General features: G+C 38.2%; 25 protein-coding genes and 1 pseudogene. 22 read left to right on the top strand and 4 right to left on the bottom strand.

From position 1 onward, the window contains the following. Positions 1-2: 2 nt before the first annotated feature. The gene (locus FTV32_RS11740) at positions 3-824 is read right to left on the bottom strand and encodes a hypothetical protein (protein WP_180028735.1); all 822 of its coding nucleotides are present in this window, start codon (positions 822-824) and stop codon (positions 3-5) included. Between the two features lie 163 nt (positions 825-987). Here FTV32_RS11740 and hisD point away from each other — a divergent pair, with 163 nt between their 5' ends. Beyond that, complete coding sequence (gene hisD, locus FTV32_RS11735; protein WP_171076792.1) at positions 988-2,289, top strand: histidinol dehydrogenase; 1,302 nt, start codon at positions 988-990, stop codon at positions 2,287-2,289. A 150-nt stretch (positions 2,290-2,439) separates the two neighbouring features. After that, positions 2,440-3,531 carry a histidinol-phosphate transaminase gene (gene hisC / locus FTV32_RS11730; RefSeq protein ID WP_035268929.1) on the top strand — a complete coding sequence of 364 codons (1,092 nt, stop codon included), beginning with the start codon at positions 2,440-2,442 and terminating at the stop codon, positions 3,529-3,531. A 48-nt stretch (positions 3,532-3,579) separates the two neighbouring features. On the opposite strand, the gene pabB is transcribed toward hisC, so the two are convergent. Continuing rightward, on the bottom strand, positions 3,580-4,926 hold the full coding sequence (gene pabB / locus FTV32_RS11725) for an aminodeoxychorismate synthase component I (RefSeq protein WP_180028734.1): 1,347 nt from the start codon (positions 4,924-4,926) through the stop codon (positions 3,580-3,582). Positions 4,927-5,172: 246 nt separating this feature from the next. Here pabB and FTV32_RS11720 point away from each other — a divergent pair, with 246 nt between their 5' ends. From FTV32_RS11720 to FTV32_RS11695, 6 genes and pseudogenes are all read left to right on the top strand, one after another. Then, entirely contained in the window at positions 5,173-6,042 is an 870-nt protein-coding gene (locus tag FTV32_RS11720; protein WP_092768589.1) for a DUF6160 family protein, read from the top strand. 183 nt (positions 6,043-6,225) lie between these two features. Beyond that, positions 6,226-7,059 carry a C39 family peptidase gene (locus tag FTV32_RS11715; protein ID WP_180028733.1) on the top strand — a complete coding sequence of 278 codons (834 nt, stop codon included), beginning with the start codon at positions 6,226-6,228 and terminating at the stop codon, positions 7,057-7,059. A 65-nt stretch (positions 7,060-7,124) separates the two neighbouring features. Beyond that, a pseudogene (locus tag FTV32_RS11710) lies at positions 7,125-8,332 on the top strand (hypothetical protein). A gap of 12 nt (positions 8,333-8,344) precedes the next feature. Further along, entirely contained in the window at positions 8,345-10,012 is a 1,668-nt protein-coding gene (locus FTV32_RS11705) for an OmpP1/FadL family transporter (protein WP_180028732.1), read from the top strand. Further along, the gene (filE, locus tag FTV32_RS11700) at positions 10,012-11,268 is read left to right on the top strand and encodes a putative pilus assembly protein FilE (protein WP_180028731.1); all 1,257 of its coding nucleotides are present in this window, start codon (positions 10,012-10,014) and stop codon (positions 11,266-11,268) included. The genes FTV32_RS11705 and filE overlap by 1 nt, the downstream gene beginning before the upstream one ends. A 12-nt stretch (positions 11,269-11,280) precedes the next feature. Next, positions 11,281-13,188: a hypothetical protein gene (locus FTV32_RS11695; protein WP_180000168.1), complete on the top strand. Its 1,908-nt coding sequence runs from the start codon at positions 11,281-11,283 to the stop codon at positions 13,186-13,188. A gap of 35 nt (positions 13,189-13,223) precedes the next feature. Here FTV32_RS11695 and FTV32_RS11690 read toward each other — a convergent pair whose 3' ends face one another. Continuing rightward, a complete protein-coding gene (locus FTV32_RS11690; RefSeq protein ID WP_035268253.1) occupies positions 13,224-13,772 on the bottom strand; it encodes an NUDIX hydrolase in 549 nt (182 codons plus the stop codon). Between the two features lie 130 nt (positions 13,773-13,902). Between FTV32_RS11690 and FTV32_RS11685 the strand changes: the two genes are divergently transcribed. The 9 genes from FTV32_RS11685 (at position 13,903) to FTV32_RS11645 (ending at position 22,190) form a co-directional block, all read left to right on the top strand. Then, the gene (locus tag FTV32_RS11685) at positions 13,903-14,517 is read left to right on the top strand and encodes a CoA pyrophosphatase (protein WP_035268255.1); all 615 of its coding nucleotides are present in this window, start codon (positions 13,903-13,905) and stop codon (positions 14,515-14,517) included. Positions 14,518-14,544: 27 nt separating this feature from the next. Continuing rightward, complete coding sequence (locus tag FTV32_RS11680; protein ID WP_035268256.1) at positions 14,545-15,075, top strand: gamma carbonic anhydrase family protein; 531 nt, start codon at positions 14,545-14,547, stop codon at positions 15,073-15,075. Between the two features lie 122 nt (positions 15,076-15,197). Further along, positions 15,198-15,863, top strand: a complete 666-nt coding sequence (tsaB, locus tag FTV32_RS11675; RefSeq protein WP_180028730.1) for a tRNA (adenosine(37)-N6)-threonylcarbamoyltransferase complex dimerization subunit type 1 TsaB — start codon at positions 15,198-15,200, stop codon at positions 15,861-15,863. 12 nt (positions 15,864-15,875) lie between these two features. After that, positions 15,876-16,700 (top strand): undecaprenyl-diphosphate phosphatase, encoded by an 825-nt coding sequence (locus FTV32_RS11670; protein ID WP_035268259.1) that lies wholly within the window; start codon positions 15,876-15,878, stop codon positions 16,698-16,700. Continuing rightward, positions 16,694-17,512, top strand: coding sequence for a class I SAM-dependent methyltransferase (locus FTV32_RS11665; RefSeq protein ID WP_180028729.1), 819 nt, complete (start codon positions 16,694-16,696; stop codon positions 17,510-17,512). Before FTV32_RS11670 ends, FTV32_RS11665 begins: the two co-directional genes overlap by 7 nt. Before the next feature lie 118 nt (positions 17,513-17,630). Continuing rightward, the gene (locus FTV32_RS11660; RefSeq protein WP_180028728.1) at positions 17,631-19,055 is read left to right on the top strand and encodes a C13 family peptidase; all 1,425 of its coding nucleotides are present in this window, start codon (positions 17,631-17,633) and stop codon (positions 19,053-19,055) included. 31 nt (positions 19,056-19,086) lie between these two features. Further along, complete coding sequence (fghA, locus tag FTV32_RS11655) at positions 19,087-19,923, top strand: S-formylglutathione hydrolase (protein WP_180028727.1); 837 nt, start codon at positions 19,087-19,089, stop codon at positions 19,921-19,923. 219 nt (positions 19,924-20,142) lie between these two features. After that, entirely contained in the window at positions 20,143-21,153 is a 1,011-nt protein-coding gene (locus FTV32_RS11650) for a YjgN family protein (RefSeq protein WP_257227626.1), read from the top strand. Between the two features lie 11 nt (positions 21,154-21,164). Continuing rightward, positions 21,165-22,190 (top strand): M48 family metallopeptidase, encoded by a 1,026-nt coding sequence (locus tag FTV32_RS11645; protein WP_180028725.1) that lies wholly within the window; start codon positions 21,165-21,167, stop codon positions 22,188-22,190. A 29-nt stretch (positions 22,191-22,219) separates the two neighbouring features. On the opposite strand, the gene FTV32_RS11640 is transcribed toward FTV32_RS11645, so the two are convergent. Beyond that, on the bottom strand, positions 22,220-22,510 hold the full coding sequence (locus FTV32_RS11640; protein ID WP_180028724.1) for a DUF2218 domain-containing protein: 291 nt from the start codon (positions 22,508-22,510) through the stop codon (positions 22,220-22,222). 229 nt (positions 22,511-22,739) lie between these two features. On the opposite strand from FTV32_RS11640, the gene rpe reads away from it, so the two are divergent. From rpe to FTV32_RS11615, 5 genes are all read left to right on the top strand, one after another. Beyond that, positions 22,740-23,426, top strand: coding sequence for a ribulose-phosphate 3-epimerase (gene rpe / locus FTV32_RS11635; RefSeq protein ID WP_035268285.1), 687 nt, complete (start codon positions 22,740-22,742; stop codon positions 23,424-23,426). Between the two features lie 614 nt (positions 23,427-24,040). Then, positions 24,041-24,358 (top strand): multidrug efflux SMR transporter, encoded by a 318-nt coding sequence (locus FTV32_RS11630; protein WP_180028723.1) that lies wholly within the window; start codon positions 24,041-24,043, stop codon positions 24,356-24,358. A gap of 54 nt (positions 24,359-24,412) precedes the next feature. Continuing rightward, on the top strand, positions 24,413-24,730 hold the full coding sequence (gene sugE / locus FTV32_RS11625; protein ID WP_180000188.1) for a quaternary ammonium compound efflux SMR transporter SugE: 318 nt from the start codon (positions 24,413-24,415) through the stop codon (positions 24,728-24,730). Positions 24,731-24,761: 31 nt separating this feature from the next. Continuing rightward, a complete protein-coding gene (locus FTV32_RS11620; protein WP_180028722.1) occupies positions 24,762-25,250 on the top strand; it encodes a methylated-DNA--[protein]-cysteine S-methyltransferase in 489 nt (162 codons plus the stop codon). Between the two features lie 36 nt (positions 25,251-25,286). Next, a complete protein-coding gene (locus tag FTV32_RS11615) occupies positions 25,287-25,955 on the top strand; it encodes a nuclease-related domain-containing protein (RefSeq protein ID WP_180028721.1) in 669 nt (222 codons plus the stop codon). Positions 25,956-25,960 lie beyond the last annotated feature (5 nt).

Genomic DNA, 25,960 nt, shown 5'->3' with positions numbered 1-25,960 from the left:
TTTTATTTGGGCTTGATGACATCCAGAAGTTTTTTAAAAAACTCCTCTAAAGATTCGTAATAATCATTTTTATATGTTTCAAAAGTTTTTTCAGTTGAATTGGTTTGTTTAATTAAGAGGTCAGTGATTTCGATTGTGATTGGTTTAATTGTCATTAAATCATATATATCAGATCTTATACGTAAGAATTCACCATTGGGAATTTTATTTATCGATTTGTTGATGGGATATTTTTTAAAATCTAAATCAACAATTAGAGAGTGTTTGGATTTTTTTAAATTATCGTTGATGAAATCATAATAGTTAGATAAGTAATCTAGTTCGACTTTATCAATAGCAGAAATAAAAAAGTTATAATTTAAAATAAACTTTTTGAAATCATAACCAATTTTTTTGTCTAAGATTTGATTTAAATGTTCGAATTCTGATTCTAATTCTAAGAGTAAGGGATTTTCTAACGAATGATTTGATGAGTTGTTAAGTTCATTGATTGCTATAAATTTTTCTTTAATTAAGTATAAGGGTTTTAATAATTTAAATTTTTGATCAACTTGATGTTTAATTTTATCTAGCAATTTTATTAATTTATCTGCATTAACAACTTCTAATTCATATTGTTTTATATCTCTCCAATCACTATATAAAGTTAACCCTAGAAGTCCAACATAAGCTGTCCCTCCAATAGAGAAAATATCTTTCACAAACGTAATATCTATATCTTCTTTAAAAAAGTATTTCAAAACAATTGAAAGTGCTAAGCAGCATGTAAAAACTATCGCAAATAAACAGATTGCGTTGACTACTCGGTCTTTAAAAATCCTCATATAATCTCCTCGAATAAAAACGAATAATTTTAAGAATATAGCTGGAAAGAAAATTCAATTTAATCAAAAGTTATTTTCAATGATCTCTATACGAGTTGGTTGAATGAAGATGCCCACAAATCAACAGAAAACAGGTAAACTAAAGCTTCCCTTTAATTTCATTGTGGATAAATTGATGCGACGTTTATCGACTCAAGATCAAAACTTCAAGCAAGACTTTGCTGACTTGCTCGCTTTTGAAACCGTGAGTGACCCAGAACTTTTAAAAACAGTAGACCAAATCATTGCCGATGTTCGTCAACATGGTGATGCTCATGTTCTTAAACTTACTCAGCAGTTCGATCGACATCCAGCGCATCAATTTTCAGATTTAGAACTGACACAAGAGCAACTTAAAGCTGCATTTGATCATTTAACGACTGAAGTTCGAGAAGCTTTAGAGTTGGCTGCAAATCGTGTCCGTGAATTCCATCAGGCACAAAAACAAGATGGTTGGACCTATGTTGATGCTTTGGGTAACACCTTAGGTCAAAAAGTGACGCCGCTTGACCGTGTTGGAATTTATGTGCCAGGTGGTTTGGCTTCATACCCATCATCAGTACTCATGAATGCTGTTCCTGCTCACGTCGCAGGCGTACCTGAAATTATTATGGTTGTGCCTGCACCAAATGGTGATTTAAATCCATTGGTGTTGGCAGCTGCGTATTTGGCAGGTGTCACTCGTGTATTTACGATTGGTGGTGCACAAGCGGTTGCAGCATTGGCCTATGGTACTGAAACCATTCCAGCAGTAGACAAAATCACTGGACCTGGCAATCGTTTTGTTGCAGCAGCAAAACGCGCCGTATTTGGTCAGGTAGGTATTGATATGATTGCAGGTCCTTCAGAAATTTTAGTGTATGCTGAAGGGGACAATAATGCAGAATGGCTTGCAATGGATCTTCTGTCTCAAGCGGAGCATGATACTGTTGCTCAAGCTGTATTTATTACGCCAGACGAGCAACTGCTTCATGATGTCGCGATTGCAATTGAAGAGCACTTAAAAGCACTTCCTAAAGCAGAAATCGCACGAACTTCTATTGCTAATCGTGGTGCGCTCGTTTTAGTTAAAGACCGTGCCGAAGGTGCAGAATTGATCAACCAAGTTGCCCCTGAACACTTGATGCTATGTTTAGATGAAGCGCAAGAAATGGCTGAAGGTATTCGCCATGCAGGTGCTATCTTCATGGGGCGTTATACGCCTGAAGCAATTGGTGATTACTGTGCAGGTCCGAATCATGTATTGCCAACCTCGGGTACGGCACGTTTTTCATCACCACTCGGGGTGTATGATTTCCAAAAGCGTTCAAGCCTAATCATGTGTTCGGAAGATGGCGTGAAAACTTTAGCGAAAACAGCAGATATTCTTGCACAGCAAGAAAACTTAGATGCTCACGCTCGTTCAGCGCGATATCGTTATCAGTAATTTAAACCATAAATTTGGTATGAATATTCCTCTCTAAATCTGTTTTTAAGCATTGCTGGAAATCGAAATGCAAGTGAGGTTAGGTGAGGGTAATTAAAAAATCTCTCCCTAACCTCCTTAGTCAGTGAGGGGAATTTAGAGAATTTAAAAATGAATATTACAGTAGAACAAATGCGTTTTTGGAGTCCCGAAGTACGTGAACTAGAGCCATATGTGCCTGGTGAACAACCCAAAATCCAAAATCTTTTAAAATTGAATACCAACGAGAACCCGTATCCACCATCTCCAAAAGTTGTAGAAGCGGTACAACAAGTTTTAGCAAATGGCGCGGATGTTTTACGTTTGTATCCTGACCCTGACGCATCGGAATTAAAGCAAGCAATTGCGAAACAGCAACATGTTCCAGTGGGACACGTGTTTGTTGGTAATGGTTCTGATGAGGTTTTAGCTCATATTTTTAAGGCATTTTTTGTTCAAGATTTGCCAATTCTTTATCCAGATATTACCTACAGTTTCTATCCTGTTTATAGCCAATTTTTTGGTGTGAAAACTCAAATTTTGCCTTTAAACGAAAAATTTGAAATTGTTGTGGATGACTATAAGCAACCAAATGGCGGCATCATTATCACCAATCCAAATGCCCCTACCAGTATTGCACTTGGTTTGTCTGCAATTGAGGAAGTACTTCAATCGAACCCAAATTCAGTGGTTGTGATTGATGAAGCATATGTAGACTTTGGTGCTGAATCTGCAGTGGCTCTCGTAGAAAAATATGACAACTTGGTGGTCTGTCAAACAACTTCGAAATCACGTTCGCTTGCGGGATTAAGGGTCGGGTTTGCGATTGCACAGCCGCATTTAATTGCAGCGTTAGAAGCGGTAAAAAATAGCTTCAATTCATATCCAATGGACCGTTTTGCGATTGCCGCTGCAGTGGCGTCTTTCGAGGATCAAGCCTATTTCGAAGCGCAAAATGCCAAAGTGATTGCTAGTCGTATAAAGTTAGTTGAGCAACTGAAATCCTTAGGGTTTGATGTGTTGCCTTCTGCCGCAAATTTTATATTTGCAACACTGCCTAGCAAAGATGCAGGTCAGCTTGCAAATGAATTGCGAGAGCGTGGCATTATCGTAAGATATTTTAATAAACCACGTATTAATCAGTATTTGCGTATCACCATTGGTACAGATGAGCAAAATCAACGTTTAGTAGACACCTTGAAGAATGACATTTTAAAAGTGTGAGTGCTGCAAATTTTTGTTGTTGAAAAAGCGACCAGATAGGTCGCTTTTTTATGATTCGTACCATTGATTCATCAGTTTTAGCATGGCTTCAACCTTATCAAAACATTCTTGATATTCTGCATCGCAATCTGAACTGATTGTGACACCACCACCAGCCCAAATAGACACATCTTGCTGATATTTTTGAATTGTTCGGATCAAAATATTCCAAGAACCAGTACCATCAAAATTGAAATAACCAATAGAGCCACAGTATGCACCGCGTGGGGACTCTTCAAGTTCTTCAATAATTTCCATCGCTCGAATTTTGGGTGCCCCCGTTATTGAACCGCCGGGGAGCGCTGCGTGTAAAACATCTAATTGATGAACATCGGATTTTAACGTCGCTTCAATTTCACTGACCATGTGGTGGACTTGATTAAAGCTTTCAATGTTAAATAATTTTTGTGTCTTGACAGTGCCAGTTTCTGCATAAATGCTTAAATCATTTCTGAGAAGGTCAACAATCATTAGATTTTCGGCTTTATCTTTCTCAGAGTTGATGAGTGTTTGTTTTGATTCTTGGTCTTTTTGAGGATCTTTAAAGCGTGGCATGGTGCCTTTGATCGGTTTAGTGATCATTTTTTTATTGGGTCTAAACTCGATAAATAACTCAGGTGAACAGCTCAAAAGTTCAAGGTTATCAATTTTAAGATAAGCAGCATAAGGAGCATTTGTGAGTGCCCAAAAAGGTTTAGCTATACTCAGTAGCTCACCTTCAGCTTGTGCTACAAATTCTTGAGTTAGGTTAATTTGGTAACAATCCCCAGCAACAATGTAATCTTGTACTCGTTGAAATGCAGTTCGATATTGTTGTTTAGTCCAACGTGCTTGCATGGGTGAACTGAGTTGAAATGATGATGGACTAGATTGCTGAAAACAGTCTAATAATCGTGTATAAAGGCACTCGGCATTATGTTCAGTGCTATAGAAAACCCAATCATTATTTTCATAAATCAAATAGCTTTCATACAAGCCAAAAAACAATTGTGGTTGTTTTTTTACCTTGGTGTTGATTTGAAAATTTGCTGCAAAATTATAATCATAGTAACCAATGTAACCGCCTCTGAAATAATGGCTTGCAGAATCTGGAAGTGAATTTTCGCTACATTGAACAAAATCTTTGAGTGAAGAAAATTGGCTTTCATACTGATAATTAAAATCAGAGCAACGCACAAATTGACTGAATCCGCCGTTTATATAAACGCAATATTTTTTTGGCAAAAATCCGATAATCGGTAAATCCTGATTTTCAAGATATACCAATCCTGTCAATGAACCAATTTTTTGCAAAAAATCAGCTTTACTTAGTCCTGAAATTTTTAAGTTTTGTTTAAAAAATGAAGCACTTACCATTTGTGACTTGTTACACTCTTTTCAGAAAATTTGCATCACCCATTTAATACTAGTTCACACTTATGCCATTTATCGGGAATAGGTCGAATTTTCTTAACAGATATTGATCATAAGATAACATAAGGTTAACTTAATACTGCAAAGCGAACTGCTCAAGGATGAAGTTTCAGTCGTTAAATTATAAAAACTTCAGAAACACGGAGAGCAGTCAAAAAAATGAAAAAAATGCTCTTGGGAGAGTACATAATGAAATTATTCACAAAATTGGCTTTAGTTTCTTCAATGGCGGTGAGCGTGAATGCTATGGCGATGCAGGCAATGGATGATGCATCACTCAGCGCAACGACTGGTCAAGATGGTATTACTATTGCCATTGATACAACTGCTGGTATCGAAATCGATAAGTTATATATTCATGATAATGATGGTTTTACAAATAGCGCTTTGACATTCGGTGATACGACCATTAATACAGCTGGCACTGCTGATCCAACAATTGGTGCTGGTGCAATCACGGTTAACGGTTTAACGATTTCAAAGGGTACTGGAAATACTCAAAACTTAGCAACGTTGAAAGTTGATGCCGCAGATGTTGGTGGTCAAGCGGTACTTAATGTTCTTGCTGAAACTGGTGCTTTAGACATCAATGTTGGTTCTATTGGGGTTGCAAGCTCTGGCACGTACAGTTCTGATGACAATGTTCGTGGTGTTGTTGAAGGTTCTGAAAAACAAATTATTACAGGTTTAACATTATCATTGGGTGCAACCAAAGCAAACGTTCAATTAGGTAATGCACCTCAAGGCGCTATGATTGTCGTTGATTCTGAAATCACTGGTGGTTTATCTACAAGCTTAACTATTAATGATACATCTACATCGGGTGGTGGTAGCATTGGAATCGAGGGCTTGAAAGTTACAAGTTCAGGCAGTAAAAACCTGAATGCTGACGCCAAAATTGGTGTAACAAAAGATGGATTATATATCAGCCCAGCTCAATCACCATTGAATGCTTACATCCAAAAAGTTTCTTTAGGTGAAGCTAATAAGAGTATCGGTTCAATCGAAGTTCAAGGTTTGAATTTGGGTAGCACTTCAATCAAAATTTCTGGTCACTAAGTTTTTATACAAAAAACGCGTGTTGATCACGCGTTTTTTAAATTTTGCGAATTTGAAATTAAAAAGTAAAAGTACTGTATTTTTAGGATGAAAAAGGTATTCTGAATATAAGAATAAATGTGAGTGCAAACTCCAACTACAGAATCATAAAGGCAAGTACGCCGAACTAGAACAGTTAACATTATGATAGAAATTACTTTAGGCTCTGCAATTATGTATTTTTTTGCGAGTCATGCTCTCGAAATTAAAGAAAAACCACGCGAAGCAGTTTATTACAGTGAGATTGCAGACTCACGACATCTATCTTATACAAAAAATCACCGTGAACCTGTAGCTATCAAGCCGGCTATCGAAAATCAGTTTAGAGGAATAGTTCGTCAAGCGTATGACTATAGTTGTGGTTCTGCGGCGTTGACGACAGTTCTTAATGGTCACGCTGGTCTAAATTTGACAGAACAACAAACCATGGAGGGATTGTTGCGATTTGGCGAGTATGATCGAATCATTGAGCGTAGAAGCTTTTCATTATTGGATATGAAGCGCTTCGTCACTGCTTTAGGTTATGAAAGTGGGGGGTACCGTGGTGAATTCAAAGACCTGATTAAACAGACACAACCTGCTATTGTTCCAATTCACTATGCAGGTTTTAAGCACTTTGTTGTATACAAAGCATATAAAGATGGAAGGGTTTATGTTGCTGACCCTGCATTAGGAAATATCAGTTTTGATGAAGCACGATTTAAAGAAATTTGGGAAAACAATACCTTATTTTTAGTGAACGTTCCTGAATCTCAACAGAAAGATCTATTGGCATTACAAGAAACAGATTTAAGACATGTCGATGATGCAACAATTAACCGTTACGCCTTAGTTGATGCACAATTTTCGTCAAATTATATGAATAAAATCGCAGATAAAGCCTCAACTATGCGTAAAGTATTAGATCTTGATCCCAAATCTCCAACGTATAATCAACCCATTACAACATATATGCGGCTTTACTATAAACGTAAGTAATTTAAATGCAATTAAATTGAATTGAAACAAAATCCAAATAATGAAGAATTGTGGTAGGAAGTAAAATGAATAATCAATGGACGAAAAGAACGCTACTCGCAATCAGTATTCAAATGATTGTCACAGGCGTCTATGCAGCACCCGAAACAGTTGAAGCTCCATCAGAAAGAATATTTCTCAAGATACTCAAAATAATACTGAAAATAGTTCGGCGACCGAGCTTGAACAAGCACAATTAAGTTATACGGCAGAATCTACTGAAAATGTTGATGCAACACCTTCTCTTAAGCCAGGTGTTGAAGGGCAGGCTGCAAATGCGCTCCAACAAAAAGAAGGTGATGCGACGCAAGAGACTAACTTGCAGGAAGTTTTTTCCTCTAATGAGCGACAATATTCACTGATTAAGCGTGGTGAGTTTTCAACGTTCTATGATCTTGATTATTCGTACTATCGGGATTCACAAATAAATGCTTCGATCGATGAAGGACAGTTGTATCAACTTCGTATTGATGAAGATGCAAATCATACGATTACCAATACCATCACAGCGCAATATGGTTTAAGAGATAACATCACGCTAAACGCTTCAATTCCATTGGTTGCAAAGTCTGATAGTGTCAAAGATACGACCACTGCTGGTTTGGGTGATATTAGTTTAGGGGCGCGTTGGGAGCCATTTCCACTGAAAGAAGGTCGTTTGCCACTTATTTTGTTTGGTAATCTATCGACAAAAACAGGTGATAGCCCCTATGAAATTAATCCTTTGACGGATCTCTCAACAGGTAAGGGGTATTATTCAGTTGGTGTTGGTGCAAGTACAAGAAAATATATTGATCCAGTTGTATTGTTTGCGTCAGTATCAACAAATTATGGTTTTAAAGAATCTGGCTTAAATCAAATCCGAGGGGGAGGAAATACTCAAGGTGAAGGTTTAACTGGGCGTAACCGTGTTTTAGATACTTTTGAACCCGGTGTTACGGCTGGATTCTCGTTCGGGTTTGCATATTCATTTAACTATGATGTCTCCTTGACCATGTCTTATCAGCAATCGATGAACATGGGTACCAAATTTACATATGATACAGGTGAATATTACGAGCCTGCGACTCAGACCAGCTCTATGTTTGCGGTGGCACTCGGTGTACGTGTTAGTCCGAAGACGATTGTCAATGGAACGATAGGTATCGGTTTAACTGAAGACTCTCCAGATGTGTCTCTCGGCCTATCGTTCCCATTAGATATACTTGGCTTCGGTAAGAAAAAAGCAAGCTAAAGGAGTTCGGAAATGAGTCAATTCCGTTTGCATCCTTTAGTTACAGCAATTGTTCTGAGTGGATGTAGTACGCAAGTCTTTGCACACCTTGGGCAGAATTTATCTGTAGATGTACGCTCATTATCAATGGGTAATGCTGTCACTGCAGATCCACCCGGGATTAGTGCAATTCACTTTAACCCTGCGGGTTTAACCAAACTCAAAGGGTTACAAACCGACGTTCAAGGCTTAGTTGCTAATTTTGATATTCAGCGTGAATTTTCCGCGCCATCAGGTTATGACGTCTTTGGATATTCTGATGATCCATTAATCTGTAATGATGCGCTTGATAATCCATCAAACCTCTGTACTGATTTTAAGGATTCTGTGAGAGGTGATGTCGAGTACGCATCCTTATATATTCCTGTATTGAAAAAAATGGTGGATTTAGGAGAAGGATGGCCAGTAGCAGCTCCAACTGGAGGGATCTCCTACAATCCACCAGGATCTAAGTTTACTTTCGCTACTGCAGTTTATGCACCTCTGGTTGCAGGTTTCGGTGCAGAAGATGGTAATCCGGGTAACTTCATGGGGCAGCAAGTTGCCATGGAGCGTATTACATATTTATCGCCATCGATTGCTTATCAAGTAAATGATGAACTTTCGATTGGTGCTTCAGTGGGAATGTCTTATCAAGCCATTGCCATGAAAACAGATTTGCGATTTCCAAATGAAATGATAGGTCTTCTTAGGATGGTGGATGAGTCTGTCTGTGCCCCTTTCCGTGGAGGAAATGACAATATTGTCACGAATATTTTGCTATTCGGCTTATGTAATACCAATGAGGGCATGAATCCATTTTCAACCTTTGGAAAGATCAATGTTGAACTGGAGCAGAGTTTATCTCCAAGCTACAACCTAGGTGTCTTGTGGGAACCTACTGAAGAGTTTGGTTTGGGGCTGGTTTACCAAAGCGGTGCTAAAATGCGCTTAAAGGGTAAATATATTGTAGAAAATGGAAACGCATCCCGAGAATTAATCAAAGGACTAAACTCCTCACCTACGGGGCAAGTTTTGGCAACAATACTTGGTTTTCCGAACTATGTACCTGCGATTGAAACTGGTCTAATGTCTATGGATTTAGAATATCCAGCACATTTCCAAGCAGGGATTAAGTACAAAGTATTCCCGGACTTACAGGTAAATTTCGATGTGGGATGGACTGACTATGCGGCTTGGGATAAGTTTAAATTTGAGTTCGATCGTCAAATTTCTGCTCTGAAGATTGCAAAACTGTTATCTAATGATGTGACAGACTCTTCTTTATCTCTGCCTCTAGGTTTTCAATCTCCATGGAGTTGGGGCGTTGGCGTTGAATATTCTGCCAATGACCGTTTGAAATTCCGTGCTGGTTATGAACCTAGAACAAGTGCGATTCCAGATGGAAAGCGGAATACAATGGTACCAATCAATAATGCACAATTGTTTGGATTGGGTATTGGTTACCGTTTTGATGAAGATACAGATATTGATTTATCAGTCGGGTTCCTTCGTAGCCGCGATAGAATTCCAGCGGGATCAAGTAGCCTAGCCAATCTAGACGCCGTGGATAATTTATTACTTAATCCATATGCTGGCTTAAATGTATCGACGAATACCAAAGTTACGATTTTAGGTATAAATTATAGAACGAGATGGTAATGGACTTAAATCTTGAGCAATTTAAACAAATAAAAACAAGAGTGAGCCAGTCTCTCGGTTGTGTTTTATGTGCAGGTTCTTTTTTAGTAAGTCCTACATTGTATGCCCAAGACTTTTACACAATTATAGGTCCAGATGGCAGACCGATTGTCATCGAAAGAGCTGCATCTAGTGCCCAAAACAGCGAATCTATTAAAAATCAAAAATCAGTTCAAAGAGAAAATATTCAGCCAAAAATCATTCAAAAAAAACCAGCAGATGAGCCTAAAAAAATACAGGTTGAAATCGCTCAGCCGAGTATTAAAGCTCCTACAGCGAGCAAATCAGTTGGGCGCAGTCAAAATGACAATGTTGAACAATCAACAGTGAGTGTTGAAAAAAAGACTCAAGATCAAATGACGAAAATTGATCTTGCACAGATTAAAGTCAATACGAAACATGAGCAGTCATTAACAAAAAATAAATCTACACACGATCAAAATTCTAAAGAAAGCGTTCAACGTGTTGAGCAGATTTCAGATAGCAAAAAAGCAGGTGGTTCACTGAAAGCTGAAACAGGAAGTCCTGTAACTCTGATTGATGGTGTTGAATACATTGATCATGAATATCTTGAAGATCGTGAGTTTAATCTGGAAGGAAGAAAACGGTTTTATGTAGTTCCTGATACGCAGGGTGTAGGTGCAGCTCGTTTTGAAACAATTGAGCGACAAAAAGGGATTACCAAAGCCGTTTTATCTCAGTTCCTACAGCCGACAGAGCCTACAGCGAAAGAAGCAATGGCTTTATCGAGTACGTACATGCGTATTGAAGCAAAAGATCTTGCAGAATCTCTGGAACATACATGTTTTCAAGATAAAAAAATTCAGAAAGCTAAGCGATTGAAGGGCGCTCAAAGTGAAATTGGTTTATGGCCAGTTGCGCCATTGAAAGAACGTTTTGCTTACGAGGTGGTGGAGTTAGATGAATCAATTGATCAGATTCAAATTCAATCATTTGCTTCATCTCAAAATAACCCAACTTTTTATTGGCCGATTGCAGTATTTTTGGATCAGCAAGGTTGCATTTTAGAGGGAGCGACTGGTTTTAAAAGTATAAATACTCAAGCCAACGTCACGACCTATTCTGCACTCGAAGGTATATTAAAAAAACCACCTCAAACACGATATTTATTACTCACCCCTTTAGTCGAATCAATTGATATTCAAAATCAAAAACTCGTGAATACTGGTCAGCTAAAGCTCAAGGCCATCAAATAAAAGAGAACTATAATGAAAAAGTCTAATATTATCCCATTCACGTTTTCCACGCTTTTTTTAGCATTGACTGGATGTGGTGGAGAGAGTGCTAAAATAAATGAAGATCCTAACCGTGGTTCCGTTACAACCTCTAATGGTTGTTTAACCTCAAATGATGCTAATTGTCTGGGATTTGTCTTGGACTATCCTGTAGAGGGACTAAAGTTCGATTGTAGTACTGACAAATTGAATCACTATCGAACTGAACTCGATCCTAATGTTGCGATTGGTTCATGCAAAGTGGGAGACAAAGTTACATTTTATATTCAGGGTGAAGCCAGTGCTCGAAAAATTGAGTTAGGGACGGTCGATTTAGGTTCAATTGTGCCTAAGAAAATGAGCGATGTTTATATTCAGATTGGTGTGCAAGATATGGCTCAAGGGCTAACTGGTAAGCCAATTGAAAATTTTAATATGTCCGATCCTACCTATAACGCAATGGTCGGAATTACACGAATTTTGCAAACATTAGGTGTAGATCAAATCAGTAATGTGCCTGGTGATATACAGCAAGTTGTGCTGTCAAAAGACAATTTGGATGGGCTTCAAGTGATCAGCCAAAATATAACGGCCAATGAGTTCAAAAATGGCAGTTATGTTCAGATCCTGAAACCATGGTTAGATGTCGATAAGGTATCAATTGATGATGCGGAAAAAGTAGCACAACAGATCATTAGAATGAGAAGTGTGGGTATTTACCAGGCCAATCACTTACTCTTTATTGGACAAAATACTAATTTCGCAGGGTTTCACGGCTCAAGCCTAAACAATAATCAAGCAATTGCTGATATGAGCGTAATTACTACGCGCGAAGGTTATGCGAGTGGTTATCTCTCACAGTGGAGAGGGAAACCAATTGTTACGGGTAGTAATACTTCAGAAGAGTTAGCACGAGTATTATTAATCAATCAAGTACCACCTGAAAAATTAGATGTCGTTTCTAATTCAAAAGATTGGTTGAATAATATCTCACAAAAAATACAAAAACCTTTAGTTTTTAAAAGTATTGAATCTTCAAATGACAAATTAGAAATCTATAAAGGAACTCTGTTTGGTCAATCCATTATTCCTGGTAATCAGTATGCTTATCAAGGATTCTTAGGCAGCAAGGATACACCTACAAGCACTGAGGTATATGGGGAGTGGCGTCAAGATGTCAATTCTGAGCGCTATACAGGTAAGCTTGATATTCTAAAATACAGTCCAGTGAGCTATTTAGATCGTAAAGTGTTCAAAACACGTAAAAATGTTGAAGCTGGGGATCAAATTATTTTCCCATTATACGCAGATTTAGTGTTTAACTTTAATGATAAAACGATTCCATCACAAACAGTGAGTATCGTCATTGATGAAAATGGAGATATACGAACCAATCGTACTGCATCGAGTTTAAAATCTACCACTTGTCCAAGCATTAAGAATACTTCAACCATGACCGATGAATTGGATGTTCAACAATTCATTATTGGTACGACAGGCACAACATATTCAACTGCAAATGATAAATCTCTGACAATACGTATGATTCTAGCGAATCCAATTTTTGGGAACCTAAATGGGGTCAGAGCTGGACTAAATAACAGACCAGACTTTGGAGTCGATTCTAATAGTGAACTTGTGTCATCTGGAGGTGTACGTTTAAATTTACAAAACTTAATCGTAAATAATGACATAAGAGCGGGTATTAATATCACGAGTTGGGATACTAAGGGCTCTACAGCCGCAGCTGAATGGGTGAATACGCATGCGACATACCAACACACGTACAATTCGATTCCAGAGAATAAACCAACGACTGAACAACTTAATCTAGCAAAGCTTAGAACAGGAACAATTGAAATTGCTTTAACACCTTGTTATCAAATAGGTCGAAAAGCTTAACCAAAAAAACTCCATCTTATGAGATGGAGTTTTTTTTAACCTGTTTGATCAAGTCGAGTACCTAAGGTCTCTAAGTGTGTAGGAAAATGATTCGATTTTCGGTCTTCAAAATAATGACGAAGCGTTCGTTCAACACTTGGGAAAGCTAAACTATCCCATGGAATCTCGTGTTCTTCAAATAAACGACTTTCGATGGTTTCTTCACCAGCTCCAAATTTACCTTCAACAAGGTGAGATTTAAATAATACGTAAATTTGACCAATACGAGGGATATTGTACATACAGTACAATTGCTCAATTTCCACTTCAGCTTCAGCTTCTTCACGAGTTTCACGAGCTGCACCTTGCTCCATTGTCTCGAAGAGTTCCATATATCCTGCTGGTAGCGTCCAAAGACCATAGCGCGGTTCAATCGCTCTACGACATAAGAGTACTTTATCTTCCCAAATCGCTAAGGCTCCACAAATGACCTTCGGATTCACATAGTGAATGGTCTTACAATGCGTACAGACTTGGCGTACTTTATGATCACCTAAAGGAATCTGTTCGGTCGTCGGTTGCCCACAGGCCGTGCAAAAAGGCATATGCTGTCAAGTAAAAATGAGATGATTCAGCATACCCCAAAAAAATAACTTTCGCATCATTTATAGCCTTATGCACAAAATTTCATATATGATGGGATGAGAATAAAAAAGAGAGATCGAGCTATTCAAGATGATGGATCATTCATTAACATTGCAACTGCAACAACACCTTAGGTTTTCTAAACGCATTCAAAAAGCTGATGCTGCAGTATTACTTGCAATCACTAATGAAGATGATCCTAAAATTCTGCTGACGCGTCGCTCTATTTATATGAATAATCATGCGGGTGAAGTGTCATTCCCAGGAGGAAAAAGAGATCCGAACGACACCAGTAATATTGTTGTTGCACTCCGAGAAGCGTGGGAAGAAACGGCTTTGAATCCGTTCGATGTAAAGTTGCTAGGTGATCTGCCTTCAGAGCGCTCGAAAGCGGGTGTTTTAGTAAAACCTGTGGTTGGATTGATACCGCCTAATGTGAAGCTTGTCCCACAACCTACAGAAATCGATCGTATTTTTTTTGCTTCAATCCGCGAAATGATGGATGCTCGCCCAACACCTTATGAAGTTCGATTGGCTAAGCAATCAATCTATTTTCCAAGTTTAAGAGTTGAGAATGAGGTGATATGGGGTCTTACAGCAAGGATCCTGATTTCGTTGTTTCAGTATGGCTTAAATTATAAAAAAAACTGGCCCTTTTTGCTCAATTCCCCAAGTTTTAAATCTTCAATTTTCAAACAACATTAAAATATTAAATGCATAGGATTGCTGCATATGATGTACAAATTTCAAGACAAAACCCCTTCAACGACGATTCAACCATGGAATGGATGGATTGCAGAAAATGCCACTGTGATTGGCGATGTTGAACTTGGACAAGAGGTGAGTGTTTGGTTTGGTGCGGTAATACGCGGGGATAACTGCAAAATTCGTATTGGTGATTTCAGTAATATTCAAGAAAATGCCGTCTTACACACTGATCCCGGCATTGAATTGAATGTTGGGCAATATGTCACCATTGGTCATCAAGCAATGTTACATGGTTGTACGATTGGAGATAATAGTTTGATTGGTATCAACGCCGTCATATTAAATAATGCTGTAATCGGTAAAAATTGCATTATTGGCGCGAATGCGTTGATTCCAGAAGGTAAAATCATCCCAGATAATTCATTGGTGATGGGCTCTCCTGGCAAAGTAATTAAAACATTAGATGAGTTTGCAGAAGCTAAACTCAAAATGAGTGCGATGCATTATGCGCATCATTTCAAAAATTTCACTCAGCTTGAAAAATTTGAATTTTAAATATAAGTGTTGAGATTGATACCAGCGTTCAATAATCACTAAATCTGAACAGATCTGCTCTCGCAGGAATAATTCGAGTGGAGTATGATTAGCACCATTTTTAACGATTTATAGGGGCATGCATGAAATTGCTTGCATTAGAAACTGCCAATGAGCAGTGCTCAGTTTCGTTAATTGATGAGAATCAAGTACTTTTTTATAAACTAGATGATCGTGCAAAAGCGCAGACCCAATCTATCCTCCCAATGATTGAAGCAGCTTTTCAGCAAGCTGAAGTACACGTTTCAGATTTGGATGCGATCGCTTTTAGTCGTGGTCCTGGCTCATTCAGCGGTGTGCGTATTAATGCAGCAGTCACTCAGGCACTTGCATGGTCACATGACGTGCCTGTGATTCCTGTTTCATCCCTTCAAGCTCTGGCACAGGCTGCTTATCGAATGTATCAACTGACAGAAGTTACGGCTGTACTTGATGCAAGAATGAGTGAGGTCTACATCGCAAGTTTTCAGTTAAATGCTCAAGGTTTAATGCAGTTGGTGGATGAAGAGCAATTATTAAATTATGAAAATGCTGCAGCCTATCAAAAGTTTCAAATGATTGGTTCGGGAACAAAATGTATTCATCCCGAATTAAATGATTATTCAAATGTCCAAGCAACTGCTGAGGATATAGCGACGATTGCACGTGAACATGCTTTAAAAAAACACTGGCACAGTGCCGATCTCGCACTACCCGTTTATTTACGTGACAATGCGTGGAAAAAAATTCCAGAACAAGGCAAAGCATAATTAGGAATTTCTATGGATCTTTTACTGCTGCTTAAAGCGGCAATTATGGGTATCGTTGAAGGTATTACTGAGTTTTTACCCATTTCTAGTACAGGCCATTTAATTTTAGCCGCTGAACTCATGAATTTCTGGACCAAGGAAAAAAGTGATGTCTTTGTGATTGCCATTCAAATGGGGGCAATCGCAGCGGTTATTTATGAATATTGGTCGCGCTTATGGGGTGCTGCAACGGGTATGGTCACTGGCGAAGCACAAGGTAGAAGACTCGGATTTGGTTTAATCTTGGCTTCAATCCCAATTGTTGCAATAGGTTTGACCTTTGGGCAAACAGTAAAAGAGCTATTATTTAATAACTACGCGATTGCAATTGGCCTGATTGTGGGTGGTTTAATTATCATTTGGGTAGAAAAAAATCCCCCAAGAATACGTGTCAAAGAAGTTGAAGAGCTCAGTTATAAAGATGCAATTTGGATTGGTTTAATTCAAGTGCTCTCTTTGATCCCAGGTACATCACGTTCTGGTGCTACGATCATCGGGGCAATGTTTTTAGGCGTTTCCCGCAAAGCAGCGACCGAATTTTCATTCTTTCTTGGAATTCCAGTCATTATTGGTGCTGGATTATTAGATTTATATCAAAGCTATGATGTGTTCCAGACTGCTGAAGATTGGGCAGTGTTGACAACTGGGTTGATTGTTTCATTTGTCTCAGCTTTATTACTCATTCGAGCTTTGGTTGCCTATGTCGCAAAACGTGATTTTATGATTTTTGCTTGGTATCGAATTGCTTCAGGTTTAGTGATCCTTCTCTTTGCATTTACAGGTTGGAAATTATGGTAAGCGAAATACGCTTATTTGCTGAACGAGATTTTCTTGAGAAAGCACAGCATTTTAATGCTGTGCTTTCTTCTCGTGGGGTGCAGTCAACAATCGAAGAGGTTGAAAAATTGAATGCTCGATTTTTCAGACATCATCCTGAACTTGCGCTTTGTGTTGATCAAGATGGGTTGTGGCTGTGCGCACAGGGCATGCGTATGCAACCTGATTGGAAAGCCGAAGTCGGTCGCTTAAAACGTGCTAGCTTGAAATCTGAAATGATTGCAAGGGCATGCCAGTTATCTGAAAAACCTCAGCTCATTGATGCCACCGCAGGGCTTGGACATGACAGTTTATTGATGGCACATTTAGGGGCAAATGTTACATTAGTTGAACGACATCCAATTTTATATGCTTTGTTAGAATCTACTCATCAACAAGCGAGTCTTGACCCATTTTTAAAGAGTGTTGTTGCGCGTATTCAGCTGGTTTTTTCAGATTCCGCTGATTATCTTAAGCAATGTGCGAACCAATTCGTCAATGCCGATGTGGTGTATTTAGATCCAATGTTTCCACAGCGCGACCAAAATCAAAATGCCATTAAAAAACAAGCGCAAGTTAAAAAACAAATGCAGCTGTTACATCTTCTGTTACCAGAAGATGGAGAGATGGATTTAGGTGATGAATTATTGGCATTGGCTCAAAGCGTTGCTAAGCGAGTTATTGTAAAGCGACCAAGGCATGCTGTTTATCTCAATGCACAAAAACCTGATCATCAATGGTTAGGTGATGCATGTCGCTTTGATGCCTATTTTCAAACGATTGTTTCTGAGTAGTTTGGTAAATGACTCAAAAATAATCGAAAAATTGTTATATAGTTAAAAGTAGCATTGATAATTATTTAACCGAGCATAAACTTAAAAAAGCTGATCCAAGCACCTACACAGTAATCTTATGATAGACCTTAAACCTTCAATTAACTTTTGGCATGATTTAAAAAGTAACCAGCTTGCAGGGATTTGGTTATTTTTAGGTTCAAGGAAATCACTACAGATTGTAAGGCCATCAATTCTTCAACTTATTTTTTGGGGAATTCTTGGAGGTTCAGCGAGCTCTTTATTTAGCTGGTTGTTATCGAATGGTGCTGGAGAATTTAATTCTCAAGGATTAGTGAGTTATGCGCTCTGGCCATTTATTGCTTTAATTGTTGGGATTTTCCTTTCACAGCGTACTAATAATCCACGTTTGATGTTAGTGCCAGCATTACTTTGGTTAGTACTAGACACACATATTGTGTTGATTCAGTGTCTTATCCAATATTATTTTAATAACTTTGACTATCAACCTAATTTCCTTGTTGATCATTTACAGCACATATTTTCTTTATTGTTTGTTTGGCAAAGTTTAGCTGTTGTTTGGGTTTTTTCGCGTGAATTAAAATGGCCTTGGTGGGAGCGACTGCTCATCATGATCGCCACGTTTTTTACACTTTTTGTGTGGCAGATTTCGTCACAAAGTCAACCAATTTGGAAGGTAGATGAGGCGCCTCCAAGTATTTCAGAACAATCATTTTACGCGCAAAGCAGATTATTAAATCAGGCGCTTGAACAGATCCAATTTGGAGAGTTCGCGAACTCGCATTGGTATTTTATGGGCGTAGCTGGTGCAAGTTATCAAGATGTATTCAAATTGGAAATTCAAAGATTTAAAGATCAATTTGATACGCGTTTCGGAACCTTTGGTCGTTCAATTGCGTTAATTAATAATCCTGCAACTCGCGAAGAATATCCAATTGCGTCAAAGACCAGTATTGATTTGGCATTGCAACGTATTGGCGCTCAGATGAATCGTGAAAGTGATGTCCTGTTTCTTTATATGACTTCCCATGGATTGAGTAACCAATTTCAAATGGAAAATACGCCAATTGATTTGGAAGACATAGATCCAAAATGGTTGCGCCAAACGCTTGATAAATCAGGGATCAGATGGAGAGTCATTGTGATTTCATCATGTTTCTCTGGTAGTTTTATTCCAGCGTTGCAATCGCCAGATACATTAGTCATTACTGCAGCTGCAGCAGATCGAGAGTCTTTTGGTTGTTCAAATGATGCAGACTCGACTTATTTTGGACGTGCTTTCTTTGATTTAGCGATGCGTGAAAAAAATAGCTTACGTGAAGCCTTTGAAGATGCATCAGTTAATATTGCACATTGGGAAAATGCACAAGGGTTTATGCCATCAGAGCCACAATGGGTCATTGGTAAGAATATGGAAATTATGTTGCCGCAACTTGAAAAGAGATTATTTCCTCAGGTGGGATTATCAACCGTAAGTAGTGAACACCAGAGTGATAGTGCTCAGTTTACGAATATGCGATGATGTTTAAAAATTAAATGTGTGAGGCAGTGCAATGGAATTGGTTCAAAAGAATAAATGTTTTGACGGTGAACAACGTGTTTATCAGATCAATTCAAAGTTTTTGAAAAATCCCACTAAATTTTCTGTATTTTTACCTTCACAGGCACTCGAAGGTCAAAAATGTATTGCGTTGTACTATCTTGCAGGTTTGACTTGTACTGAAGAAACTTTTGTCATCAAAGCACACGCACAACGTTTAGCTGCGCAATTGGGAATTATCTTGATTGCTCCAGATACATCGCCTCGTGGTGACGACGTGGCTGTCGGGGATTCTTGGGATATAGGGCAAGGTGCTGGATTCTATTTAAACGCAACTCAAGCACCTTGGGCTGAGCATTATCAGATGGAGTCGTATCTTATACAGGAGTTGTATCCTTTAGTTCTTACATCGTTTCCTGTACAGGATGATGGGATTGGTATTTTTGGTCACAGCATGGGAGGGCACGGTACACTCACGCTTGCTTGGAAGTATCCAGACTTATTCAAGTCAGTCTCAGCATTTGCACCGATTTGTGCGCCCTCAATTTGCCCATGGGGTGAAAAGGCATTTTCAGCTTACCTCGGAGAAGATCGTGAGTTATGGAAAGCACATGATGCGAATGAGCTCGTGAAAGCTAAGGGTGCTCTATATCACGAAGTTTTAATTGATCAGGGTGTTGCAGATCAGTTTTATGCTCAACTTAATCCAGCACTATTTGCTGAATCATGTAAAGCCGTAGGGCAAAAGCTCACATTGCGTGAGCACGAGGGTTATGATCATGGATACTTCTTTATCCAAAGTTTTATTGATGATCATCTGCAATTCCATGCTTTACAATTGCAAAATTAATCTCATTTGAATTTTAAGATATTCATACTTAAGTTCGTTATAATGTGTGCGATATCACATTTAAACCATGTTGAATGATGACATCTCTCGGGATGTCATTTTTTATAATCAGAGAAAATAATAATGAATTCATCAGAACACTCCGCTGAACAAGCACCCTTACCATTGATCAACGATCCATTTCCATTATCTGATGCAGATGAAAATCGACCGATTTATATGGGGAAAGTATTTAAATTTAAATTTCATGGCAATGCGATGGAGTACTTTGGCATATGGATCGTCAACATTCTGTTGACGATTGCGACATTGAGCCTATATGCGCCATGGGCGAAAGTACGTCGTTTAAGATATTTTTATAACAATACCGAATTTTTTCATCGCTTTTTTGATTTTACTGGTTTACCGACTAAAATTTTGATTGGTCGACTGATAGCCATTGGCATTTGGGCAATATTTGCGATTGCCTCATATATGGATATGACGATAGCAGCATTTGGTGGTCTGATTATTTATATCGCTCTTCCATGGTTGGTTCGTGCCACAGTACGATTTAATGCGCGCAACAGTAAATTTGGGAACAGTCGTTTTTATTTTTCTGGCACGAATAAAGAAGCCTATAAGCAATTTTTACTTGCACTTGCTATCACCATTTTCACATTAGGTATATTTAGCCCTGTCGCAATTTGGATTTATAAAAAATATACGCTTAATCATTTATATGTTGGACAACTCAAATTTCAATTAAACAATGACTGGCCCAGTTATATGCGAGCAGTATATGTTCCCATGATTCTCTTTGTATTGATTCTTATGCTCATTGGATTTGGTGGTTCGACATTATCAATACTCAGTGGTCATGGAATGGATATGATGCTGATGATGATCTTTGCCGTTTATGCGATTGGAATGTTGTTTATTGGTCCGTTAATACAGGCACGAATTTTTATTACTACGTGGAATAGCACAACACTCAACAGCAGTCAGTTTAAGACCAGTTGTAATCAATGGCGCTATGCATGGATTGTTGCGAGTAATTGGATCGCTAGAATCTTAAGTTTAGGATTATTGTCAGCATGGGCTGCTATTCGCATTTATAGATACCAACTTGAATCGATGAGCTTAGAATTAAATGATGATCCAAACCTGATGATGAATATTGCGCAAAGTGATCATAGTGCGATCGCGGAAGAAATTAGTGATATTTTTGATATTGATATTTCACTTTAGGAGTTAATTCAATGAATGAACCTCTCACAGTGACATATTATGATGGTGTTCTTTCTAAGCCTTTTACAGCACAGATTCGCCCTGTTAATCAAGACAGTATCGCTGTCAGTTATACAGAACAAGGCGAAGTGAAAACAGTCTACTATCATGCAGATGAAATGGTATTGCTTGGTAAAATTGGTCGACGTAATCCAGCATTAGAGTTAACACATGACGCTAGAATTGAATTTCATGAGCGTCAGCTTCCTGAATGGTTGCCTGTTGAGCATAAAAATTTTCATCAAAAAGTATGGAAACTTGAACGTACACCATCGTTGATTATTTTTAGTGTTATTTTCGTGGTCGCACTTGGTTTCTCCGTCATTAAATGGGGAATACCGACGGCATCGCACATTGTTGCTTTCCAGCTGCCAGAAAATACGCTGAATCGTTTGGGTGGTCAGGCAGAAGTTTATTTAGCCGAATACACTAAACCTTCTCAGTTATCACAGCAAAGACAGGATCGGATTCTCGCGGATTATCTGAAATATGTTGCTGATGGTCATCCCGCTCAGTTGAAATTTAGGGAAGGTGCCTCGCTTGGAGCCAATGCGCTCGCATTGCCAAACAATACAATTTATCTCACCGATGAATTAGTGAAGCTCGCCAAGAATGATCAGGAAATTATCGGCGTTTTGGCACATGAACAAGCACATTTATTAAAACGTCATAGCTTACAACAAGGTCTTTCGAGCCTAGGATTCAGCGTACTTTATATTGCCATCACTGGTGATGGATCGGATTTAATTGCGACTTTGCCAGTTGCCATGATTGGTGCAGGGTATTCACGGAAGTTTGAGTTAGAATCAGATCAGTATGCGCTAGAACTCATGCATAAACATGAAATGGATACAGTGCATTTTGCAAACTTTTTAAAACGTATGAGTGATGATATGGGAGAAGACGAGGATCAATCAAAAATTCTTGATCTTTTTGCAAGTCATCCTGCCACTGAAGAACGAATTCGCCGTGTTACTGAATTTAAACAGCAACAATAATGAAAAGCCGACTTTATGTCGGTTTTTCTTTAACTTTCTCTAGACCATATAACTTGATAGTCAGCTTGAACCATGCGATTGATATGATCAAGCACGACATTTTCTAGTCGTATTAATTCTTCTAATGATATTTCTTCTTTATTCACAATACTGACATGAAGTTGATCAGGTTGTATTGATAATTCAACTGTCACTTTTGGCATAAAAATTTGATATTGGTCATCGGTATTGGCGACATCAAATTTATGTTTCCAATGATTGCTTAATCGTTTAGCGATACGTAATGCTTCGGAGCTTTCTATCGTTGTGGTTGTTTTCATTATTTACCGTAATACTTGAAATTCATTGTATCTTAACATTCATCTCACTATAAGGTTGTTCCGAATATGCAACATAGCTTTGCATAAGTCATATTCCGTCCTTGAATACTTTTTAATCAACGATTTGCATTTTGAGTTGAAATTTAAATAGCAGTAATTTCGAAGGAATGAATAAACGAAGTTTTGCTATAATCATCTTTTGAATTCTAATTTCCCGCCAGGTCCTGACATGTCCAAGCCATTCTTAATTGCTCCATCGATTTTATCTGCTGATTTCGCTCGCTTAGGTGAAGAAGTCGAAAACGTACTTGAAGCAGGTGCAGATGTGGTCCATTTCGATGTAATGGACAATCATTATGTACCAAATTTAACTTTTGGTGCTGGTGTATGTAAGGCACTTAAAAAATATGGTATTCAGGCCCCAATTGACGTTCATCTTATGGTGAAACCAGTCGATCGTATGATCGGAGATTTCTTAGAAGCGGGTGCAGATATCATCACTTTTCATCCAGAAGCATCAGACCATATCGACCGTTCATTGCAGCTGATTAAAGCTGGTGGTGCTAAAGCAGGTTTAGTTTTTAACCCTGCAACGCCTTTACATTACCTTGATTATGTACTGGATAAAGTGGATCAAGTCTTATTAATGAGCGTCAACCCTGGCTTCGGTGGACAAAAATTTATCCCAAAGACACTAGATAAGCTTCGTGAAGCACGCAAAATTATTGATGCATCTGGTAAAGATATTCGCTTAGAAGTTGATGGTGGTGTTGGTCCAGCAAATATTCGTGAAATCGCTGAAGCTGGTGCTGATATGTTTGTGGCTGGTTCTGCCATTTTCGGAAAGCCAGATTATAAAGCTGTAATTGATGAAATGCGTGCAGAGTTGGCGAAAGTAGGTTCAATTAACGTTTGATCCGAAACATGTATAACACTACACACATCTGTGGATAAGTTTATGGATAACTTGGTGGATATCTGTGTTGATAACAGTCTGGATAATTTGATTAGATTATAATCATATTTAGTTCAATGGTTTGTTTATTAGACAATAAATGTATAAAAAGGACTCATTTGAGTCCTTTTTTACAAAAAATGGATCTTCTTATCCTTTCTGTTGAATTGTTTGGGGGAGAAATTTTCGTTGCTCATTATTTGGCTTATCTTCGTGAATAAGTCTTAAAAGAGCGAGATAAAAAATCAATTTAAATTTAAACATCCTAGACCAGTGATTTTCTATAGTGCAGTGAAGTATTCTAATTTGGTGCGGATTTATTCTTCCATCTGACAATAGCGATCGCCTTCGCAATGCAATAGCCTAAAAATGCAGAAATAATCTAGAAAAGCTAGTCCAATAATGACCTATTTTTTGTAGGTGTATTTTGGGTCAAAAATTGTAAAATTGCGCCTATTTTGTGCGTGTGTTGATATAATTCAACCATCATTTGGAGGAACGACCTCCCTCATTTCTATGAGAAAAATCGTCAGGACGGCCTGACTCTTAAATTATTTTAATTGGGAGCAGGCATCATGGCTTGGTTTATTCTTATTCTCGCGGGTTTATTTGAGATCGTTTGGGCATATAGTATGAAAATGTCTGAAGGATTTACTAAATTCACACCCACTGCAATTACTCTATTTTTTATGGTTCTCAGTTTTGGGTTGTTGGCACATGCCATGAAAGCATTACCTCTGGGAACTGCCTATACGATTTGGACGGGGATTGGTGCAGTAGGGTCTTTTTTAGTCGGCATTTTTATTCTGGGTGAGCCTGCGACAGCAATGCGGATGATTGCGGCTATTCTGATTATTTCAGGTTTAGTCATGATGAAATTAGCATCAGCGTAAGATTTAAGGCAGCGTATCCATACGCTGCTTTTTTTAATTGAGAGAGGGTTTATTTTGGCTTGGTTAGTCTTGATTGTTGCAGGGTTGTTGGAAGTGGTCTGGGCCTATTTTATGAAAGTTTCAGATGGATTCACCAAATTGACACCCAGTATTTTGACGATCGTTTTCATGATCGCAAGTTTTGCTTTACTTTCCCATGCGATGAAAACTTTGCCACTCGGGACAGCTTATACCGTATGGACAGGCATAGGCGCTGTAGGTTCATTTGTGGTTGGGATTTTTATTCTTGGAGAACCTGCAAATGCAATGAGAATGATCGCTGCAGTATTGATTATTTCGGGTTTGGTCTTGATGAAGTTATCATCAACATAGTTAGATGATTCAACTTTCAGGCGATTAAAAAATGACTCAATTTTATTTAAAAAAAATAATGACACCTGTCGGTGAACTTCAATTGGTTGCTCATGATCGAGCATTGATTGTTGTCGCTTGGGAGAATGCACTTCCTCAGTTTATCCGAAATCAAATCGTAATTCAGCGGGATGATCACGAGATTTTATGCATTGCCGAAACACAGCTTCGCGAATATTTTTTAAAACAACGTCAGGTATTTGATTTGCCCATAGAACTTTATGGGACAGAATTCCAACGCTCGGTATGGAATGCGCTGTTAAAAATTCCTTTTGGAGAGTCTAGAACGTATAAGCAAATTGCTGAGGATGTTGGGAATGTAAAAGCGGTTCGAGCGGTAGGCTTGGCCAATGGGAAAAATCCTATCGCGATCATTGTACCCTGTCATCGTGTAATAGGTGTCAATGGCAAGCTGGTCGGATTTTCAGGAGGTGTGGAAAATAAGCTTAAGCTGCTGCAGCTTGAAGATGATAAGTGGTGATGTTATAACAGCATAAACATATGAAATACAAAAATTATGTCTAATGAAAATCCTATAATTACAATTGTTTTTAATCTCATATCGCAGTTATGGTGGTTGATCTTAATTCTAGCAATCATCCCTGTATTCAAAATGTTTGTACCTTATATCAAAGGAAAATTGGGTGAATACATTGTCCAATATCATGCAAAAAAATTTTTGAATGAGGACTATATTTTACTGAATGATCTAACATTTTTGGATCAGGACAATCAGACCACACAGATTGACCATATTTTATTGAGTCCTTATGGAATATTTGTGATTGAGACCAAAAACTATAAAGGTTGGATTTTTGGCTCATCACATCAAAAAATGTGGACTCAAAAAATTTATAAATCTAGCCATAAATTTCAAAATCCATTGCACCAAAACTACAAGCATATAAAGGTTTTAGAGGGATTGTTAAAAGATTTAATCGATTCAAATCTGTCGATACATGGGTTAATAGTTTTCGTGCCTAATTGTGAGTTTAAAACACCAATTCCTGTACATGTTCATTGGGGTAAAAGTTGGATTGAAGAAGTTAAAAGCTACCAAATGAAAGTGATTGATGATCGTAGACTACAGAGAATTAAATATCGTATTGAAAAAGCAGCGCTTCAAAAATCGTGGAAAACCAATAGAGAACATATCCGATCAGTCAAAGAAAGACTAAAAGATTAATAAAA

This window comes from Acinetobacter sp. YH16032, from assembly GCF_013417345.1.
Lineage (GTDB): Bacteria > Pseudomonadota > Gammaproteobacteria > Pseudomonadales > Moraxellaceae > Acinetobacter.
Note: the sequence above shows the minus strand (reverse complement) of the source record. Positions and strands in the feature narration are given on the sequence as shown.

Excerpts from the sequence above, each read along its gene's own strand:
- filE (WP_180028731.1), top strand. The coding sequence starts at position 10,012 with ATGGACTTAAATCTTGAGCAATTTAAACAAATAAAAACAAGAGTGAGC.
- FTV32_RS11665 (WP_180028729.1), top strand. The coding sequence starts at position 16,694 with ATGGTAAGCGAAATACGCTTATTTGCTGAACGAGATTTTCTTGAGAAA.
- FTV32_RS11670 (WP_035268259.1), top strand. The coding sequence starts at position 15,876 with ATGGATCTTTTACTGCTGCTTAAAGCGGCAATTATGGGTATCGTTGAA.
- rpe (WP_035268285.1), top strand. The coding sequence starts at position 22,740 with ATGTCCAAGCCATTCTTAATTGCTCCATCGATTTTATCTGCTGATTTC.
- FTV32_RS11620 (WP_180028722.1), top strand. The coding sequence starts at position 24,762 with ATGACTCAATTTTATTTAAAAAAAATAATGACACCTGTCGGTGAACTT.
- hisC (WP_035268929.1), top strand. The coding sequence starts at position 2,440 with ATGAATATTACAGTAGAACAAATGCGTTTTTGGAGTCCCGAAGTACGT.
- FTV32_RS11695 (WP_180000168.1), top strand. The coding sequence starts at position 11,281 with ATGAAAAAGTCTAATATTATCCCATTCACGTTTTCCACGCTTTTTTTA.
- FTV32_RS11705 (WP_180028732.1), top strand. The coding sequence starts at position 8,345 with ATGAGTCAATTCCGTTTGCATCCTTTAGTTACAGCAATTGTTCTGAGT.
- FTV32_RS11685 (WP_035268255.1), top strand. The coding sequence starts at position 13,903 with ATGATGGATCATTCATTAACATTGCAACTGCAACAACACCTTAGGTTT.
- FTV32_RS11615 (WP_180028721.1), top strand. The coding sequence starts at position 25,287 with ATGTCTAATGAAAATCCTATAATTACAATTGTTTTTAATCTCATATCG.
- pabB (WP_180028734.1), bottom strand. The coding sequence starts at position 4,926 with ATGGTAAGTGCTTCATTTTTTAAACAAAACTTAAAAATTTCAGGACTA.
- fghA (WP_180028727.1), top strand. The coding sequence starts at position 19,087 with ATGGAATTGGTTCAAAAGAATAAATGTTTTGACGGTGAACAACGTGTT.
- FTV32_RS11715 (WP_180028733.1), top strand. The coding sequence starts at position 6,226 with ATGATAGAAATTACTTTAGGCTCTGCAATTATGTATTTTTTTGCGAGT.
- FTV32_RS11660 (WP_180028728.1), top strand. The coding sequence starts at position 17,631 with ATGATAGACCTTAAACCTTCAATTAACTTTTGGCATGATTTAAAAAGT.
- FTV32_RS11680 (WP_035268256.1), top strand. The coding sequence starts at position 14,545 with ATGATGTACAAATTTCAAGACAAAACCCCTTCAACGACGATTCAACCA.
- FTV32_RS11640 (WP_180028724.1), bottom strand. The coding sequence starts at position 22,510 with ATGAAAACAACCACAACGATAGAAAGCTCCGAAGCATTACGTATCGCT.
- FTV32_RS11630 (WP_180028723.1), top strand. The coding sequence starts at position 24,041 with ATGGCTTGGTTTATTCTTATTCTCGCGGGTTTATTTGAGATCGTTTGG.
- FTV32_RS11740 (WP_180028735.1), bottom strand. The coding sequence starts at position 824 with ATGAGGATTTTTAAAGACCGAGTAGTCAACGCAATCTGTTTATTTGCG.
- FTV32_RS11720 (WP_092768589.1), top strand. The coding sequence starts at position 5,173 with ATGAAATTATTCACAAAATTGGCTTTAGTTTCTTCAATGGCGGTGAGC.
- FTV32_RS11690 (WP_035268253.1), bottom strand. The coding sequence starts at position 13,772 with ATGCCTTTTTGCACGGCCTGTGGGCAACCGACGACCGAACAGATTCCT.
- tsaB (WP_180028730.1), top strand. The coding sequence starts at position 15,198 with ATGAAATTGCTTGCATTAGAAACTGCCAATGAGCAGTGCTCAGTTTCG.
- FTV32_RS11650 (WP_257227626.1), top strand. The coding sequence starts at position 20,143 with ATGGGGAAAGTATTTAAATTTAAATTTCATGGCAATGCGATGGAGTAC.
- FTV32_RS11645 (WP_180028725.1), top strand. The coding sequence starts at position 21,165 with ATGAATGAACCTCTCACAGTGACATATTATGATGGTGTTCTTTCTAAG.